We start from the raw sequence: 15,420 nt of genomic DNA, 5'->3' as shown, positions 1-15,420 counted from the left end.
GGGGGACCGACACCATGCACGAGGAGCCGTTCGGCGGCGCAGCGCGGGAGGAGGAGCGTTCCGGGTATCTGGAGGCGCTTTCCCATGCTGCACGCATCGTTTCGGCGATGGGGCGCATCGCGGAGGCGGTCGGCCGTGCGTCGGCGCCCGATGCGGTCGCCCGGTCGCTGGTCGACGAGCTGCTCGCACACGGAGCGAGAAGCGCGGTGGTCTACCTCCTCGGTCCCGATGGCAGAACGCTCCGCCTCGCAGCGGAGGCCGGCCTGCCCGGCGGGTTGGTCGGACACCTCGGGACGCTGGCCCTCGAAGCGCCCCATGCGCCCGCCCGGGCAGCCCGGGAGCGGCGCGTCGTCGTGCTCGAGGATACGGCTGATGCGGCGGGGCTGCCCGGCTCCGCGGAAGTCCTCTCCGCCACCGGCGCCCGGAGCGCCGTCGCCGTGCCGCTGGAGATCCGCGGCACGCTCGTCGGCTCGTTGGCCTGGACGTTCGGCATGCCGCACCGGTTCTCGGAGGAGGAGATCGGGGCGGTCGAGACCATCGCCGGGATCTTTGGCGCCGCCCTCGAGCGGGCGCAGGCGATCGAGCGAGAACGCCTGGCAAGGGAGCGCCTCGAAGCGCTGCGGATGGCCAACCTCGCCATCGGCGCGGCATCCGGCGAGCAGGAGGTCGCGCAGGCGGTGGCGGATCAGGCTCGCGGCCTGCTCCAGGCCCGCTGGGCCGCTGTCGGCGTTCTCGACACCAGCAAGAGCGAGGATGTGTTCGAGCCCTGGGCCACCTCGCCCCACGGCCGCCTCTGGCTCCAGCCGCCGCCACCTCCGGTCGACTGGCTGGGCGACGTCGCCAGGTCGGGGCGGCGCCTGCTCGTCACCGATCCGGAAGAGGCGGCGCACCTCGCCGGCATGATCGCGATCGAGGCACCCCCGCGCAGCCTCGTCGCCGTTTCGCTGCACCGGGGCGGCCAGCCCTGCGGCGTGGTCGTGGCGGCGGATCTCCTCCGCGGCGGCTCCCTCGGGCCCGACGAGGAGGCGGCCCTCGATCTCCTCGCGCAGCACGCCTCCCTCGCCCTCTCGCAGGCGCGCGATCGAGCGCAGCTCGTCGCCGCGAACGAGCGCCTCGAAGCGCAGGTGGAGCGCCGCCACCGGGCCGACAGGGAGCGCGAACGCCTCCTCGCCCGGGTCGCCGCGGATCGGCGGCTGCTGCAGCAGGTGCTGGAGGTGGTGCCCACCGGCGTCCTCTTCTTCGAGGACGCGGGCCACGTCCGCGCCAATCCCCGGGCGGAGGAGCTCCTCGGGATGGAGGTGGATCCTGCCACCGGCCCCATCCAATACCTCCACCTCCTCCAGACCGAGGACGGCACGCCCCTGGCGCTCGAGGACCTTCCCGCCCTGCGTGCGATGGAGGGCCTGACGGTGGCGTCGGAGCGCCTGCGGATCGAGCGGCAGGACGGTCCCGCGATCCCGGTCCTCTTCCGTGCAGTGCCCCTCGGCGTGGAGACGGGCGCACGGGGCGCGGTGGTCACCATCGAGGACCTCCGGCCCTTCGAGGAGGCGGAGCGCGTCCGCGAGGAGTGGACCGCGGTGGTGGCCCACGATCTGCGGCAGCCCGTGGCGCTCATCCTCGCCCACGGCGCGCTCCTCGAGCGGGAGGTGCCGCCCGGCAGGCCGGCGGAGCGGGTAGCGCAGATCCGGGCGGCGGCGCGGCATCTCAACCGGATGATCGCCGACCTCCTCGACGTCTCGCGGCTCGAGGCCCACCGCCTCTCCCTCGACCTGCGGGAGGTGGAGCTCGGGCCCTTCTTCCGCGGGGCGTTCGAGCGGGCCGCGGGGATGCCCGGTGGGGAGCGGATCGACGCGAAGGTGGCGGACGATCTCCCCGTCGGGCGGATCGATCCCGACCGGATCGAGCAGGTGATCGGCAACATGCTCTCCAACGCGCTCAAATACGGGGCGCCGGACTCCGCCGTCTGCGTCGGCGTGCGGGCGGAGGAGGGAAGGGTGCATTGCGCCGTCGCGAACCGCGGGATCGGCATCGCACCCGAAGAGCAGGAGCGGCTCTTCTCCCGTTTTCACCGCAGCGCCCGCAGCAGGGAAGCGCGGGTGGGCGGCATCGGCCTCGGGCTCTACATCTGTCGTGGCCTGGTCGAGGCCCACGGCGGCACGATCCGGGCGGCGAGCGACCCGAACGGCTGGACCACCTTCGAGTTCACGCTGCCGCTCGAAGGCCCGCCCGATCAGCCGAGTTCGAAGCGCTCCAGGTAGCCGGGCACCTCGGCAGCCCAGCCGTTCGCCTCGAGCCGCTGGCGCATCGCCTCCAGCGCCGACGGCTCACCATGCACGCAGAAGGTCCGCTGCGGCGGCAGCTCGATCGACGAGAGCCAGCGGTGCACCTCGCTCCGGTCCGCGTGGGCCGAGAAGCCGGCGATGCTCTTGATCTGCGCGCGCACCGGCACGTCGATGCCGTGGATCCGGATGCTCTGCGCCCCCTCGACGAGCTTGCGCCCCCGGGTGCCCTGCGCCTGGTAGCCCACGAAGAGCACGGTGGTCTTCGGATCCGGCAGGCGGTGCTTGAGGTGGTGGAGCACCCGCCCGCCGGAGGCCATGCCGGAGGCGGAGATGACGATCATCGGCCCCTTGCGATCGTTGATCGCCTGCGACTCGCGCACGCCGCGGGTGAAGTCGACCCAGGTCGGATGGATCGGTTTCATCCCCTCGGTGATCAGCCGCACCATCTCCTCGTCGTGCTCCTCGCGGTGCATCAGGTAGAGCGGGGTGGCGTCGATCGCCATCGGGCTGTCCACGAAGACGGGGATGCTCGCCGGGATCTCGCCGGCGAGCTGCAGCTGCCGCAGGTGGTAGAGGATGTCCTGGCAGCGGCCGATGGCGAAGGAAGGGATGATGAGCACGCCCTTGCGCTCGACCACGTCACGCACCACCGCGCCGAGCTCGCCGCGGGGATCGGATTCGAGGTGGTCGCGGTCGCCGTAGGTGCACTCCACCAGCAGCGTCGTGGCACGCTCGATCGCCGCCGGGTCGGTGATGATGGGCATGCCGTAGCGGCCCAGATCGCCGGAGTAGACGAGGGTGTGGCGGTAGCCGGCTGCGCCGTAGAGATCGAGCTGCGCGCTGGCCGATCCGAGGATGTGGCCGGCGCGGTGGAAGGTGAGCACCACCCCGGGGACGATCTCCCGCTGCATCCCGTAGCGCACCGTGTGCACCTGCGGGATGCACCGGTTCGCGTCCTCCTCGGTGTAGAGCGGCAGCGCCGGATCGTGGCGCGAGTAGCGCATCTTGTTGGCGAAGCGCGCCTCTTCCTCGTGGAGCCTGCCGGAGTCCGGGAGCATGATCGCCAGCAGATCCCGCGTGGCCGGGGTGCTGAAGATGGTGCCGGTGAAGCCCTCCTTCACCAGCCGCGGCAGGTAGCCCGAGTGATCGATGTGGGCGTGGGAGAGCACCACCACGTCGATGGAGGAGGGCGGCACGGGAAAGGGATCCCAGTTGCGCCGGCGCCACGCCTTCTCGCCCTGGAAGAGACCGCAGTCGAGGAGGATGCGCTTCCCCTCGTGCTCGAGGAGATGGCGGCTGCCCGTGACGGTTCCGGCTGCGCCGAGAAACTGGATCGAGGCCATGTGGGCGAGCGTATGCCAGGCTCGCCCTGTTGGGAAATTTTCATTTTCTGGTAATTCTCCGCGACATGAAAATCATCCAGGCGCTCCTCCTCCTCGTGACCCTCTCCGTGGCGATGCCCGCCGAAGCGGCGCCGCCCTCCAACCCCAGCCGCTGGGCGCTCGGCTTCATGGTGGGCGAGCCCACCGGCCTCACGCTCAAGAAGTGGCTGGGTGGTCCCAACGCCTTCGACATCGGGGTCGGCACCGGCCCGGGCCTGCGGCTCCACGCCGACTACCTCTTCGGCCTCGCGCGCCTGGCGCGCGAGTCGAGCATGAACCTCGATCTCTACGTGGGCGTCGGCGGCGTGGTCGGCGTCAACCGCGGCTACTGCGGCTGGATCCACGGCGACCGCTTCTGCCACCGGGGCGACGACGCCTTCGGCGGCGTGCGCGTCCCCTTCGGCCTCGACTTCGTCTTCAAGAGCGCGCCCCTCGAGCTCGGCCTCGAGATCGCCCCGGGCATCTGGGTGAGCCGGCCGGTCTACGTCGGATTGATGGACGCCAACCTCTTCGTCCGTTTCCTGCTCTGACGCAGCTTGGAGAGCGGGCGCCGCCCGGCTATCCTCGGCTTCCTTCTCTCGCGGAGCGAACGATGGCGCGCAGGCAGGTACGTGTGGTGGGAGCGATGATCGAGCGGAACGGCCGCTACCTGATCACCCAACGTCCGCCCACCGCGTCGCTCCCCCTCCTCTGGGAGTTCCCCGGCGGCAGGGTGGAGGAGGGCGAGAGCGACGAAGAGGCCCTGAAGCGCGAGCTCCGGGAGGAGATGGCCATCGAGGTCGAGGTGGGCGAGCGCACCATGCACGTGAGCCACGCCTACCCCGACTACGACATCGACTTCCGCGTGTTCCGCTGCAAGCTGCTCTCCGACGAGGACGAGATCCGCCACGTCAAGGTCTACACCCACCGTTGGGTGCTCCCCGGTGAGCTCGACGAATACGAGTTCCCGGCTGCGGATCAGAAGACCCTCGAGCGCCTGCTGAACATCCAGTAGCGCCCCCCCGGACGCCCCGAACCGGTCGGCGAACCTGCCGGACTGCCGTGCCCCCGATTCATTCCCGCTCCCTGTACCGGTGCGCCTGTCGCGAGGTCGCGCGGGTGCCTTGCTAGCGCCCGCATCGGGTACCTAGCTTCCTGCGTTCAGCTTCGTTGGCGCGCCTCGAGGATCGATTCGGATCCGGCGGGCAGTGCGGCGGGCGTGGGGTTCATCGGCGAGGGCGAAAGGAGCGCGAAGGCATGGCCACCAAGCCGGCACAGACTCCGCGGGGAGGCGGCGGCAACAAGAAGCAGCCCAATCCCCCCGGGCCGGAAACACCGAAGTTCCGCTTTGGGTCCCCCTTGGGGATCATCCTGCTTCTGATCGCCGGCTTCTTCCTGTTCCGGGGATTCTTCGAGAACATCGGCGTCACCCGCGTTCCCTACTCGGAATTCGTCAACGCCGTGGAGGGCGAGCGCTTCCACCGCGTGGTGATCGGCGAAGGTTGGGTGAAGGGCTACCTCACCGCCGACGCAATGGGGCAGCCGCCGCCCGCTGGCGCGGAGGAGCCCATCGTCGGCGGCGACGCCGGTTCGCTGCCCTGGATGGCGAACCTCGTCCCCGGCACCGAGGATCGGCTGGTCGAGACGCTGCAGGACCAGGGGATCGAGTACGAGGCGGTGCGCTCGTCCAACTTCGGCGAGCTGATGCTGATCTGGATGGTGCCCATCCTCCTCGCGCTCCTCTTCTGGAGCTGGATGATGCGGCGGGTCGGCTCGCAGATGGGGCAGGGGCCGCCGGGGGTGATGACCTTCGGCAAGACCCGGGCGAAGCTCCACATGGAGAACGACACCGGCGTCGGCTTCAAGGACGTGGCCGGCATCGAGGAGGCGGTCGAGGAACTCAAGGAGATCGTCGACTTCCTCAAGTCGCCGGAGAAGTTCCGGCGCCTCGGCGGCAAGATCCCCAAGGGCGTGATGCTGGTGGGACCGCCGGGCACCGGCAAGACGCTGCTCGCCAGGGCGGTGGCAGGCGAGGCCGGCGTCCCCTTCTTCAGCCTCTCCGGCTCGGAATTCGTCGAGATGTTCGTCGGCGTGGGCGCCGCCCGCGTGCGCGATCTCTTCCAGCAGGCGCAGGGCAAGGCGCCGTGCATCATCTTCATCGACGAGCTCGACGCCATCGGCAAGAGCCGCAACAGCGGCATCATGGGCCACGACGAGCGGGAGCAGACCCTCAACCAGCTCCTCGCGGAGATGGACGGCTTCGACAGCCGCGTGGGGCTGATCATCATCGCCGCCACCAACCGGCCCGAGATCCTCGATCCCGCGCTGATGCGCCCGGGCCGCTTCGACCGCCAGGTGCTGGTCGATCGCCCGGACAAGAAGGGACGCGAGAAGATCCTCGAGATCCACGCCAAGGAGGTGAAGCTCGCCCGCGACGTGGACCTGCGCAACCTCGCCGCCCGCACCCCCGGCTTCGTCGGCGCCGATCTCGCCAACATCATGAACGAGGGCGCGCTCCTCGCCGCCCGGCGCGGCAAGGACGAGGTGACGCGCTCCGAGCTCGAGGAGGCGATCGAGCGCGTGGTGGCGGGCCTCGAGAAGAAGAGCCGCCGGATCAACGAGCGCGAGAAGGAGATCGTCGCCTACCACGAGTCCGGGCACACGATCGTCGGCTGGATGCTCCCGCGGACCGAGCGGGTGCAGAAGGTCTCGATCATCCCGCGCGGCGTGGCGGCCCTCGGCTACACCATGCAGATGCCCCTCGAGGACCGGTACCTGATGACGCTCCCCGAGCTGCAGGACAAGATCGCCGCGTTGCTCGGCGGGCGCGTCGCCGAGGAGCTCATCGTCGGCGAGATCTCCACCGGCGCCGCCAACGATCTCCAGCAGGCGACGGACATCGCTGCGGCGATGGTGCGCGAGTACGGGATGAGCGAGGCGGTGGGCCCCGTCGCCCTCGGCGACAGGCAGCGGGCGGTCTTCCTCCAGCAGCGGGGGCAGGGCGCCGGTGAGCTGCGCGGTCACTCGGAGCACCTCCACCGTATCGTCGACGCCGAGATCCAGCGGATCGTCGAGCAGGGGCTCGAGACCGCACGCCAGGTGGTCCGGACCCACCGCGAGAAGCTCGAACAGGTCGCAGCGCGCCTCCTTCAGCAGGAGGTGGTCGAGGAGGAGGAGCTCGAGCGCATCCTCGGCCCGAAGGCCGGCTACCACCCGCGCGACGAGCACCGCGAGGTGGTCTCCCCGGCGCCTGCGCCCACCGCGATGATGAGCGCGGAGGCGACCCAGGTCGGCGAGGAGAAGAACTAGGCAGGCCCGCCACCGCCCGTCCCTCCGCCCGGAGGGACGGGCGGTTTTCGTTTTCGGCCTTACATTCACGAAAGAGCCCGGTCCCACGTGGGAAGGGCAGCGAAAGGAGGCCGGGATGGATCCCAAGATCGGTAAGAGCCACCTCGCCCGCAAGGAGCTCTTCCGGAAGGGAGTCCGCAAGGGCTTTCTCACCGTGGAGGAGATCGAGGGCGCGCTGCCGCCGGGTACGCTCGCCGCTGCAGAGCGCTGGCTGCTCTACTACTCGCTGCGCGCGGCGGAGATCGAGATCATCGGCGACGAGAGCGAGAGCGTGGACCGCGCCGCCTTCGACGAGGAGAGCGAGGAGGCGGGGGAGCCCGTCTGACGCCCGGCTGGGTTGACAGCCCGCTCTCCGGCTTTAGCTTGCGGCCACCATGGACGAGCGTTCCGACCCGACCCAGAACCAGACCGCATCCGAAGACGTAGCGCCCGCCGACGAGCTCGAGGCGCTGCGCACCCAACTCGAGAGCCAGGGCCGCCGCCTCGACGAGGTGAGCCGCGCCTACGCCGAGGTGCTGAACGAGCGCGACGCCTTCCGCAGGCGGGTCGAGCGCGACCGCGATCGCCAGGTCGAGGGGGCGCGGGCCGACGTGGCCACCGTGCTACTCGACGCCATCGACGATCTGCGCCGCGCCCTCCAGAGCAGCGGGCAGGATGCAGCCGGCGTGCTCGAAGGCGTGCGGCTGATCACCGAGGGGCTGCACCGCCTGGTGGAGGGCATGGGCCTCACCGCGGTGGAGACGGTGGGCCATCGCTTCGATCCCAACGTCCACGAGGCGGTGGATCTCGTGCCCGTGCCGGACCCCGACGCGGACGGCAAGGTGATCGAGGAGGTGCGCTCCGGCTGGAAGGCGGGCGAGCGGGTGGTTCGCGCCGCCCGGGTCCGCGTGGCGCGCCACGTCCCCTCCGCCGACGGCACCGAGAGTTTGTGAAGCACGCTCCGAGCCGCCGCTGCAGTAGCAGGCAGGTGGTCGGCGGGAATACGACCGCCGCCCGATCGTTCCCCTGGCGTGGCATGCCGGCCCCGGGCCGCCTCTCGTGGGCCGTGCGTTCTAGAGCGAATGCGAGGTCCGCCCCATGTCCTTCAAGCGTGGTGTTCTCGTCGGGGTTGCAACCAGCGTGGCGATCGCCGCCTCGGTTGCCGCGACCACCCCGGTCTCCTTCGATGGTTCCGTCGCCGAGGCGAAGAGCGCCCCGGCTCTCTGGCACGAGCGGAACGACAGCCCGCAGCCGGTGCTGGCCAACGGCTTCTCGCCGCTTCCCTCGCTGGCGCCGCTGATCAAGGACCTGAAGCCCGCCGTGGTCAGCGTCTCCACCTCGAGCGTGGTGCGCAGGCGGCGCGGCGTCGATCCCTTCGAGGAGTTCTTCCGGCCCTACATGGGCAACGATCCGCGGAACGGCCAGTCGCGGGTGGTGCCGCGGGGACAGGGCTCCGGCTTCGTGATCCACGAAAGCGGCCTCGTCCTCACCAACAACCACGTGATCGACGGCGCCGACCGCATCGACGTGAAGCTGGCCGACGGCCGCGAGTTCGAGGGCAAGGTGGTCGGCCGCGATCCGAAGACCGACGTGGCGCTGCTGCGTCTCGAGAACGCCAGGAACCTCCCCACCGTCTACCTCGGCGACTCGGACAAGGCCGACGTGGGCGATTGGGTGGTGGCGATCGGAAATCCCTTCGGCCTCTCGCACTCGGTGTCGGTCGGGATCGTCTCCGCGAAGGAGCGCTTCATCGGCGCCGGGCCCTACGACGACTTCATCCAGACCGACGCCGCCATCAACCCGGGCAATTCGGGCGGCCCGCTCTTCAATGCCCGCGGCGAGGTGATCGGAATCAACACCGCCATCGCCGCCCACGGGCAGGGGATCGGCTTCGCCGTGCCGATCAACCTGGTCAAGGTGCTGGTGCCGCAGCTCGAGGAGACGGGCACCGTCGCCCGCGGCTGGCTCGGGGTGGCGATCCAGGATCTCACCCCGGAGCTGGCGAGGAGCCTGAAGCTTCCGCAGAAGAGCAAGGGCGCCCTGATCGCCGACGTGGTGGCCGGCGGCCCGGCGGAGCGGGCGGGGCTGCAGCACGGCGACCTGGTGGTGTCGGTCGACGGCAGGGAGATCGACGACTACGCCCAGCTCTCGCGGACCATCGCGCTGCTGCCGCCCGGCAAGGCGATCCGGCTCGGGGTGCTCCGCGACGGGAAGCGGACCGACGTCGACGTGGCGGTTGCGGCCCGGGACGATCAGGGCCGGGTGCTCGATGCGAAGGCCGAGCGCCGCGACGGGCCCGGCAGCGAAGCGGGGCCGCTGGGGATCTCGGTGCGCGAGGTGACCCCCGAGGTGGCGCGTTCGATGCGGCTCGCCCGGCCGATGGGGGTGCTGGTCGCCGGCGTGGCGAGCGACGGGCCCGCTGCCCGCGCCGGGATCAACGAGGGCGATCTCATCCTCGAGGTGAACCGGCGGCCGGTGCGGAGCCTGCGCGACTGGCGGGATCTGGTCGGGTCGGTCTCCGCCGGCGAGATGGTCCTGCTCCGGCTCCAGCGGGGGGAGAGCGCGATCTACGTGGCGGTCCGCAACGGCTGACACGTGTGGTGCCTGCGAGCGCCGCCGGACCCGTCGGGTTGGCGGCGCTCTTTCGATCAGGCGTGCATGCGGCTCTTCTGCTTCGGCTTGCGAGGCGGCTTCTTGTAGAACTCCTCGGGATTGTCCCTGCCGGGGCGTCCTTCGAAGTCGCCGCTTCTGCCGTCCGCTGGGGCGGAGGCAGGCTCCACCTCGAGGGGCACGAGCCTCGTCCGGGTGGGGGTGGTCGCCTCGGCGCCCGCCGTGCTCGCCGGGCCCTGTGCCGGCGCCGTCGCCACCACCAGGCCCAGGACCAGCACCGGGGCCAGACAGATTCCTCGCAAGAGCTCTCCCATCGCCGCCGCCCTCGGCAGCCCGCCCCTCCTGCGGCGCGGGCCATTTCGGTTTCTCCCCGAAAGCTATGCATCCGAACGTGGGGCGAGCCCCTGCTCCTTTCCCACAGGTGGGTCGTGGTCGGGATTTTGGTTACCTTGTCCTACATCGGTACCTTGGTGCCTGCAGGGGCCTGCCGCCCCCAACAGGTGAAGACATGAGCCAGTCCACCGCAGCCGAACGGCGCCGCTCTTCGCGATTCGACAAGGCCTTTCCCGTCTATCTCAGCTCCCATGAGGGGATCTGGCGGGGCATCGCCCGCAACATCTCCGAGGGCGGGATCTTCATCGAGACCCGGGATCCGCACCCGCTCAAGGGGCAGCTCACGATCTGCTTCGCCGACGAGCGCGCGGGGATCGAGATGTCGGCGAAGGCCGAGGTCCGGTACCAGTGCGTGCTCGAGTACGGCGCCCGCAACGGTACCGCCGCGCTCCGCGGCATGGGCCTGCGCTTCCTCGGCTTCCTCGACGAGGGCGAGTCGGTCTTCGCCGCTCCCGTTCCCGCAGCGGCGCTGCCGCACTGATCCGGCTGCGCCTCGCAGGGCGCTCCGGGGTCCAATGTCAGACCCCTGCGCTAGGCTCCCCGGGTGTCGACGCCTCCGGCCCTTCCGGCCGGAGGAACCGCTCGCGAAGGAGCCCGCCATGGTCCGTTCCACCGCTCTCGCCCTCTGCCCCGCCACCGCTGCCTGGGGCGCTCTCCTCGACATCGCCGCCTCCGTGCAGGAGCTGCCCGACGCAGGCGCTGCCCTCGCGCTCGCGCGTTCGGTGGTGCCCCAACGCGCCAGGCGGCAGGCTCGGCGCGGACGGGGCTTCGCCGTTCCCGCGGGAACGATCGTCGAGGTCCTCCCCGGGCCGCGGCGTGGTGCGCCCCTCCTCGTGCCGGCGACCGGGGCGGTGCCCGGCGTCGACGAGGAGCGGCAGGGCCTCGCGGTCTATCGGGTGCAGTCCGCCGGGCGGATCGACGGGCGGCTGGTCCGCGAGGGGGCGCGGGTCGTCCTCTCCCGGCGCAGGGCGGAGCGGGGCGAGCTGGTGGCGGTGGTGGACCGCCGCTCGATCCGCCTCTGCGTGGAGGGCGGCGCGGGCCTTGCCGGCGTGCCGGAGGACGGGCGGATCCTCGGGGTGGTGGAGGCGGTGATCGCCGACGGCGCGTCCCGTCGCTGCGCGTGAGCCCGGAGGCGGGGCCGTCGACGGCGCAGGAACGGGAAGGCCCCGCTGCCTTGCGGCGCGCGGGGCCTTCGGTCCTGCATCGTGCACCGCCGCGGAGGCGGCGGGGCGGTGGGCTACTGCGAGAAGCCCTCGATGAGGTAGTGGGCCTCGATCCGCTTGAGGGCGAGGACCATGGCGGCGGTGCGGGCGGGGAGCTGCTTGCCCACCACGAAGCCGCGCGAATCGAACTCGGGGGTCTTCCGCGGACGGTTGAGCGCGATGTCCTGGATGATCCGGTAGTTCGACTTGATGGCGAACTCGAGCCGGGCGTTGACCTCTGCCTCGGTCCAGTGCTCCATCCGCTTGTTCTGGATCCACTCGTAGTACGAGACGGTCACACCGCCGGCGTTGGCGATGATGTCCGGGATCAGATCGATGCCGCGGGAGGCGAGGATCTCGTCGCCCTCGGGCGAGGTCGGGTGGTTCGCGCCCTCGGCCACGAGCTTCGCCTTGATCTTCGAGGCGACGTCCGCGTCGATGGCGTTGCCCAGCGCGCAGGGGAGGACGACCTCGCAGTCGACGGCCCAGAAATCCGACTTGGAGATCTCCTGGGCGCCGGGGAAGCCACCCACCGACTTCTTGAGGTTGTCCTTGTTGGCGTAGACGTACTCGGTGAGCGCAGCGACGTCGATGCCGTCCGGGTTGTAGATGGTGCCGTCGGCGTCCTGCACCGCGACGATCCGCGCGCCCATGGCGACGAGGATCTCGGAGGCCGCCTGGCCCACGTTGCCGAAGCCCTGGACGATCATCCGGGAGCCCTTGATCGGCAGCTGCTTGTCCTTGAACCACTCCTCGACGCAGTAGGCGAGGCCCTGGCCCGTGGCCTTCACGCGGCCTTCGGAGCCGCCGATGCGGGTGTCCTTGCCGGTGACGATGCCGCGCATCGTGTGGCGCTCGCGCTCACCGTCGGAGAACTGGCGGAACATCCACGCCATGACCTCCCCGTTGGTGCCGACGTCCGGCGCCGGGATGTCGACGTCGGGGCCGATCAGCTGCTTCATCTTGTACATGTAGCGGAGCGTGATCGCCTCGAGCTCGTCGCTGCTGTACTGGCGGGGATCGATCTTGATGCCGCCCTTGCCGCCGCCGAAGGGAACGTTGGCGATCGCCGTCTTCCAGGTCATCTCGGAGGCGAGAACCTTGAAGAGGTCGAGCGAGACGTCCTTGTGGTAGCGGATGCCGCCCTTGTACGGGCCGCGCGCCTGGTTGTGCTGGACGCGGTAGGCCTTGAAGCGCTTGGCCTGGCCCTCCTCGATGCGGAAGAGGCCCTTCTCGCCAAGGCGGATCACGCCGTTCTCGACGTGGAGGTCGGCGCCACGGAGGGCGTCGTGCCGCAGGATGAACTTGCCGTCGTAGAGCGGCGTCAGGCCTGCAGGGTTGCGGATCTGCGACGAGGCGAGCTTCTCGTAGCGAGCGTGCTCGCTCTTCGGCAGCGGCGCGAGGCGATCGTTCAGCGTCGCCGTGACGTAGAAGATGTGCTCGTAGTCGGGCTCCTCGAGCTCCAGACGAACGCGGCGGTCGAGCCCAATGAGGTCAGCGGCAGCGTGGAAGACTTCCATCGCCTCCGTGTAGACGGTCTTCCGCTTCTCGGTGGACGGCACTCTCATGATTCCGTTTTCCGTGTCCTTGCGGATCAAGCTTCGCACGGAGAATCCCGTGTCGAAGGCGCGGGCATCCTAGGCCCGTACCCCCCCGTAAGCAAGCGTGGAAGCCGTGTGATAACCGCGTGTTGCGATGCGTCGAGATCGCTTGGTTCACCAAGGGGGAAGACAAGCCGCCGCCGAAACTGGAGAAACGTGTCGCGTCGGTCTCGGTGGCCCGATCCCGGACTGCCCGTGCGTGCACGCGCGGCGCTCACCCGAGGCGGCGCCGGCGCCACGCAGCGAGCGCGATTCCGGCGAGCGCCAGGCCGCTCGGGCCGGTGCCGGCAGCTGCCGCGCAGCCATCGCCCCCATCGCCGCCGCCGCTTCCGGGGGCCGGGGCGCAGGTTCCGTCGACGCACTGCGATCCGGTGGGGCAGCCGCCGCCGCATCCCGCTGCCAGCCTGCAGCTGCCGTCGACGCAGCGCTCGCCCGTGCCGCAGATCCGGTCGCCGCAGGCCTCGCCGTCGAGCGGGACGCAGGCGCCCGCCTCGCAGCGCTCGGTGGCGCCGCAGCTGACGCCGTCACACGGGTCGCCGGGGACGCAGGCCCCCTCGACACAGCGCTCGCCCTCGGCACAATCGATCCCCGCGCAGGGATCCGCCGGGACGCAGTTTCGGGTCTCGACGTCGCAGGTGGTGCCGGCTTCGCAGTCGCCGCAGGGCGAGATGCACGCGCCGCCTGCGCAGCTCCAGCCCTCGGGGCAGGTCACGCCGTCGCAGGGATCGACGCAGGCGCCCTCGGTGCAGATAAGGGGCTCGGCGCAGCTCACGCCGTCGCAGGGGTCGATGGCGGAGGTGGGGACGCACATCGTCCCGCCGGCCCCGTCGTCCATGCACCGGGCGTCGAGGCCGCAATCCGCGTCGACGGCGCAGTCGCAGGTGCAGCGGTTCCCGTTCTCGGTCCTGGCGCAGATCCCGCTGCCGCAATGGTCGTCGGTGAGGCAGCGATCCCACAGGCCCGGGCAGCTCGGGGCCCCGGCGGCGTCGCAGACGTACTCGTCCGGGCAGAGCGCGGTGGTGCTGGGAGCGAAGCAGAACTGGCTGCCGTCGGTGAAGGTCCTGCAGAAGGAGTCGCCGTCGCAGTCGGCGTTCGACGCGCACGTCCTGGTGCAGGCGCCGACGCCGCTTCCGTCGAGGTCGACGCAGAGGTAGGCGTCGCCGCCGCAATCGGCGGAGCTGGCGCAGGTCGCGCAGATCGAGCAGGTGGCGGGGTCGCGGATGCAGCTGCCGTCGTTGCAGACCTGGCCTGCGTCGCATTCGCCGTCCGCCTTGCAGCCGGGGGTGCAGCTCCCCTTCCAGCAGAAGGCGCCGGCGCTGCATTCGGCGCTGTCGGTGCACGGCTGGGCGACGCAGGTGCCGGCGTCGCAGATCTCGCCGGTGATGCAGTCGCCGTCGCCGGTGCAGCCACCGCAGGAGGCGGGGTAGAGCGCGCAGACGCCGTCGATGTCGTCCTGCGTGAGCGTCCGCTCCGCGGTGCCGTTGGAGTAGTAGGGCAGCATCGTGCCGCCGGTGGCGTTGGTGTGATCGAGGCCGAGCCAGTGGCCGAACTCGTGGGTGGCGATCGACTGCAGGTCGGTGACCCTGCCGTCGTTGCGGAAGGTGAAGCCCACCGCGTTGAAGACCATGTCGGCCTGCACCAGGGTGCAATTCGACATCGCCACCGGGATGGTCACGGCGATGGTGGAGGTGACCGCGCCGAACTCACGCGGCCAGCTTCCGTCTTCGAACTCGACCACGTTGGCGGCGTTCTGCTCCATCGCCGAGGTCGTGGTCGTGCCCAGATATTGGTGCTGGAAGGCCGAGCAGCAGGGAGCGGCCCAGGTGTCCATCGCATCCTCGAGCACCGTCTCCACGTCGGCGACCGGCATCCCCGCGTAGCCGCTCTGCTCCAGGTACCAGCGCGAGGGACCGTTGAGCAGATTCCAGGCGGCACCGTGGTTCGGGGCGCACCCCCCCTCGAAGATGAAGGCGTAGGCAGCGGCGGGGAACGGCGCTGCGAGCAGCGCCAGCGTCACCAGCGAAAGGAGCCACCGGTACCGTCCTGCGCTCATGGCTTCACTTCCCCTGCATGATGGTGGCGAGGGTCTTCTCGAAGAGCTCGAGGGAGACTGGCGCCTCGTCGCCCGGCTCGACGACGAGTCCGTCCTCGCCCATGGCGAAGGCGAGGCCATCGAAGTTGCGCTGCACCCAGGCGCCCGAGCGATCCCGCGTCACGTTGTACTTCGACTGCGCCAGGGCGGTGAGATACGCGAAACCCTTGTCGTCCGTCGCGAGGAAGAGGATCGCCTCCTCCCCCTCCCGAAGCTCGGGATCCCCGGGGATGGCGAGCATGCCCTCGGCGGTGTTGCCGCGCATCTGCCGGACCACGATCTCCTTACCGGGGCCGTAGCCGCCCTTGTAGGTCTCGACGATGGTGTAGCGCCGATCGGTCCGCGGCCTGCCGTCCTTCTCGCTGGTGGTGGTGCTGGCGTTGCCCGCGCGGACCCGCACGATCAGCTGCGAGAGGCCGATGTGCTCCTCCATCGAGAGGAAGCGGACCACGGTAGCGCCTGCCGGCAACGCGAGGCCGAGCAGCGCGAGAAGAACCAGCGGGAAGAAGCCTCGGGTGCAGAACGCCTTCATGTTGTCGTCTCCGGAACGCT

At 70.5% G+C, this 15,420-nt stretch carries 14 protein-coding genes; 9 read left to right on the top strand and 5 right to left on the bottom strand.

Annotation, left to right across the window (positions count from 1 at the left end):
* Positions 1-14 precede the first annotated feature (14 nt).
* On the top strand, positions 15-2,258 hold the full coding sequence (locus ACESMR_RS21970; RefSeq protein WP_373049276.1) for an ATP-binding protein: 2,244 nt from the start codon (positions 15-17) through the stop codon (positions 2,256-2,258).
* On the opposite strand, the gene ACESMR_RS21965 is transcribed toward ACESMR_RS21970, so the two are convergent.
* Positions 2,231-3,625: an MBL fold metallo-hydrolase RNA specificity domain-containing protein gene (locus ACESMR_RS21965; RefSeq protein WP_373049275.1), complete on the bottom strand. Its 1,395-nt coding sequence runs from the start codon at positions 3,623-3,625 to the stop codon at positions 2,231-2,233. The two genes, ACESMR_RS21970 and ACESMR_RS21965, sit on opposite strands and share 28 nt — an antisense overlap.
* A gap of 65 nt (positions 3,626-3,690) precedes the next feature.
* Here ACESMR_RS21965 and ACESMR_RS21960 point away from each other — a divergent pair, with 65 nt between their 5' ends.
* The 6 genes from ACESMR_RS21960 (at position 3,691) to ACESMR_RS21935 (ending at position 9,562) form a co-directional block, all read left to right on the top strand.
* A complete protein-coding gene (locus ACESMR_RS21960; RefSeq protein ID WP_373049274.1) occupies positions 3,691-4,194 on the top strand; it encodes a hypothetical protein in 504 nt (167 codons plus the stop codon).
* A 62-nt stretch (positions 4,195-4,256) separates the two neighbouring features.
* On the top strand, positions 4,257-4,658 hold the full coding sequence (locus ACESMR_RS21955) for a (deoxy)nucleoside triphosphate pyrophosphohydrolase (protein WP_373049273.1): 402 nt from the start codon (positions 4,257-4,259) through the stop codon (positions 4,656-4,658).
* A gap of 242 nt (positions 4,659-4,900) precedes the next feature.
* Entirely contained in the window at positions 4,901-6,952 is a 2,052-nt protein-coding gene (gene ftsH, locus ACESMR_RS21950; RefSeq protein ID WP_373049272.1) for an ATP-dependent zinc metalloprotease FtsH, read from the top strand.
* A 115-nt stretch (positions 6,953-7,067) separates the two neighbouring features.
* Positions 7,068-7,316: an RNA polymerase sigma factor region1.1 domain-containing protein gene (locus tag ACESMR_RS21945; RefSeq protein ID WP_373049271.1), complete on the top strand. Its 249-nt coding sequence runs from the start codon at positions 7,068-7,070 to the stop codon at positions 7,314-7,316.
* Between the two features lie 49 nt (positions 7,317-7,365).
* Positions 7,366-7,923, top strand: a complete 558-nt coding sequence (grpE, locus tag ACESMR_RS21940) for a nucleotide exchange factor GrpE (RefSeq protein WP_373049270.1) — start codon at positions 7,366-7,368, stop codon at positions 7,921-7,923.
* 145 nt (positions 7,924-8,068) lie between these two features.
* On the top strand, positions 8,069-9,562 hold the full coding sequence (locus ACESMR_RS21935) for a DegQ family serine endoprotease (protein WP_373049269.1): 1,494 nt from the start codon (positions 8,069-8,071) through the stop codon (positions 9,560-9,562).
* A 56-nt stretch (positions 9,563-9,618) separates the two neighbouring features.
* On the opposite strand, the gene ACESMR_RS21930 is transcribed toward ACESMR_RS21935, so the two are convergent.
* Positions 9,619-9,882: a hypothetical protein gene (locus ACESMR_RS21930; RefSeq protein WP_373049268.1), complete on the bottom strand. Its 264-nt coding sequence runs from the start codon at positions 9,880-9,882 to the stop codon at positions 9,619-9,621.
* A 206-nt stretch (positions 9,883-10,088) separates the two neighbouring features.
* Between ACESMR_RS21930 and ACESMR_RS21925 the strand changes: the two genes are divergently transcribed.
* Both ACESMR_RS21925 and ACESMR_RS21920 read left to right on the top strand, forming a co-directional pair.
* The gene (locus ACESMR_RS21925) at positions 10,089-10,454 is read left to right on the top strand and encodes a PilZ domain-containing protein (RefSeq protein ID WP_373049267.1); all 366 of its coding nucleotides are present in this window, start codon (positions 10,089-10,091) and stop codon (positions 10,452-10,454) included.
* Positions 10,455-10,572: 118 nt separating this feature from the next.
* Positions 10,573-11,097: a hypothetical protein gene (locus ACESMR_RS21920; RefSeq protein ID WP_373049266.1), complete on the top strand. Its 525-nt coding sequence runs from the start codon at positions 10,573-10,575 to the stop codon at positions 11,095-11,097.
* A 113-nt stretch (positions 11,098-11,210) separates the two neighbouring features.
* Here ACESMR_RS21920 and ACESMR_RS21915 read toward each other — a convergent pair whose 3' ends face one another.
* From ACESMR_RS21915 to ACESMR_RS21905, 3 genes are all read right to left on the bottom strand, one after another.
* The gene (locus tag ACESMR_RS21915) at positions 11,211-12,743 is read right to left on the bottom strand and encodes a Glu/Leu/Phe/Val family dehydrogenase (protein WP_373049265.1); all 1,533 of its coding nucleotides are present in this window, start codon (positions 12,741-12,743) and stop codon (positions 11,211-11,213) included.
* Positions 12,744-12,990: 247 nt separating this feature from the next.
* Positions 12,991-14,829 carry a matrixin family metalloprotease gene (locus ACESMR_RS21910; protein ID WP_373049264.1) on the bottom strand — a complete coding sequence of 613 codons (1,839 nt, stop codon included), beginning with the start codon at positions 14,827-14,829 and terminating at the stop codon, positions 12,991-12,993.
* 4 nt (positions 14,830-14,833) lie between these two features.
* On the bottom strand, positions 14,834-15,400 hold the full coding sequence (locus tag ACESMR_RS21905) for a hypothetical protein (RefSeq protein WP_373049263.1): 567 nt from the start codon (positions 15,398-15,400) through the stop codon (positions 14,834-14,836).
* Positions 15,401-15,420 lie beyond the last annotated feature (20 nt).

It is taken from the genome of Vulgatibacter sp. (assembly GCF_041687135.1).
Classification (GTDB): domain Bacteria; phylum Myxococcota; class Myxococcia; order Myxococcales; family Vulgatibacteraceae; genus JAWLCN01.
Note: the sequence above shows the minus strand (reverse complement) of the source record. Positions and strands in the feature narration are given on the sequence as shown.

Excerpts from the sequence above, each read along its gene's own strand:
- ACESMR_RS21970 (WP_373049276.1), top strand. The coding sequence starts at position 15 with ATGCACGAGGAGCCGTTCGGCGGCGCAGCGCGGGAGGAGGAGCGTTCC.
- ACESMR_RS21965 (WP_373049275.1), bottom strand. The coding sequence starts at position 3,625 with ATGGCCTCGATCCAGTTTCTCGGCGCAGCCGGAACCGTCACGGGCAGC.
- ACESMR_RS21960 (WP_373049274.1), top strand. The coding sequence starts at position 3,691 with ATGAAAATCATCCAGGCGCTCCTCCTCCTCGTGACCCTCTCCGTGGCG.
- ACESMR_RS21955 (WP_373049273.1), top strand. The coding sequence starts at position 4,257 with ATGGCGCGCAGGCAGGTACGTGTGGTGGGAGCGATGATCGAGCGGAAC.
- ftsH (WP_373049272.1), top strand. The coding sequence starts at position 4,901 with ATGGCCACCAAGCCGGCACAGACTCCGCGGGGAGGCGGCGGCAACAAG.
- ACESMR_RS21945 (WP_373049271.1), top strand. The coding sequence starts at position 7,068 with ATGGATCCCAAGATCGGTAAGAGCCACCTCGCCCGCAAGGAGCTCTTC.
- grpE (WP_373049270.1), top strand. The coding sequence starts at position 7,366 with ATGGACGAGCGTTCCGACCCGACCCAGAACCAGACCGCATCCGAAGAC.
- ACESMR_RS21935 (WP_373049269.1), top strand. The coding sequence starts at position 8,069 with ATGTCCTTCAAGCGTGGTGTTCTCGTCGGGGTTGCAACCAGCGTGGCG.
- ACESMR_RS21925 (WP_373049267.1), top strand. The coding sequence starts at position 10,089 with ATGAGCCAGTCCACCGCAGCCGAACGGCGCCGCTCTTCGCGATTCGAC.
- ACESMR_RS21920 (WP_373049266.1), top strand. The coding sequence starts at position 10,573 with ATGGTCCGTTCCACCGCTCTCGCCCTCTGCCCCGCCACCGCTGCCTGG.
- ACESMR_RS21915 (WP_373049265.1), bottom strand. The coding sequence starts at position 12,743 with ATGAGAGTGCCGTCCACCGAGAAGCGGAAGACCGTCTACACGGAGGCG.
- ACESMR_RS21910 (WP_373049264.1), bottom strand. The coding sequence starts at position 14,829 with ATGAGCGCAGGACGGTACCGGTGGCTCCTTTCGCTGGTGACGCTGGCG.
- ACESMR_RS21905 (WP_373049263.1), bottom strand. The coding sequence starts at position 15,400 with ATGAAGGCGTTCTGCACCCGAGGCTTCTTCCCGCTGGTTCTTCTCGCG.